Raw genomic sequence first — 954 nt, 5'->3', positions numbered from 1 at the left:
TCAACCTCCAAGCCAAAGGGATCTGCATATCGCCGCGATCAGCAGAGACGGCCGGATGAATTGGCAAGCTTCCACCGGATACGGTAAGCGCGCGCGGGTCGAGACCGCCATCGGACGCTACAAATCGATCATCGGACCGCGTCTGCGGGCTCGGTCGTTTCTCGCTCAGCAGACGGAGGTAGCCATCGGCTGCGCCGTCCTCAACCGCATGCTTGCCTGTGCGCGCCCGAAATCCCTTCGCCGTAAGGCAAAGGCAGCTTAGATCACGCCATCAAAGACCGAGTTCCGCAATCCTTCAGATCCGTGCACCAACGCCGTCCAACAACAGAAAGGGAGCTCCGTTCAACCGAAGCCCCCTTGTTGCAAATGGCTAATCAATCCGGAGAACCGGAATCGGTTACATCATGCCACCCATGCCACCCATGTCAGGCATACCGCCGCCTGCAGAGTCCTTCTTAGGAGCTTCTGCAATCATGGCTTCGGTGGTGACGAGCAGGCCGGCAACCGAAGCTGCGTTCTGCAGGGCTGTGCGAACAACCTTGACCGGGTCGACGATACCCATGGCGATCATGTCGCCAAATTCGCCGGTCTGGGCGTTGTAGCCGTAGTTGTCGGTGTCGCTTTCGAGGATCTTGCCGACGATGATCGAACCTTCGTCACCGGCATTTTCAGCGATCTGGCGAACCAGCGACTGAAGCGACTTGCGGACGATGTTGATACCGGCAGTCTGGTCTTCGTTGGCGCCCTTGATGTTGAGGACGACCGAAGCGCGAAGCAGAGCAGTACCACCACCGGGGACGATACCTTCTTCTACGGCAGCGCGTGTTGCGTTCAGCGCGTCGTCGATGCGGTCCTTCTTTTCCTTGACTTCGATTTCAGTTGCACCGCCGACGCGGATGACGGCAACGCCGCCAGCAAGCTTGGCAAGACGTTCCTGCAGCTTTTCCTTGTCGT

General features: G+C 58.7%; 1 protein-coding gene and 1 pseudogene. One reads left to right on the top strand and one right to left on the bottom strand.

Going from position 1 to position 954, the window contains the following annotated elements:
* Window positions 1-262, top strand: a pseudogene (locus CPY51_RS30725) (IS5/IS1182 family transposase); the annotation flags it as partial.
* A 135-nt stretch (window positions 263-397) separates the two neighbouring features.
* Here CPY51_RS30725 and CPY51_RS30720 read toward each other — a convergent pair.
* Window positions 398-954: TCP-1/cpn60 chaperonin family protein (locus CPY51_RS30720; protein ID WP_275540505.1), on the bottom strand; the 557-nt coding region annotated here is incomplete at its 5' end.

The organism is Arminella tubonensis, from assembly GCF_003240585.1.
Lineage (GTDB): Bacteria > Pseudomonadota > Alphaproteobacteria > Rhizobiales > Rhizobiaceae > Rhizobium > Rhizobium tubonense.
The sequence above is the reverse complement of the archived record's forward strand: the minus strand, read 5'-3'. Positions and strand labels throughout refer to the sequence as shown.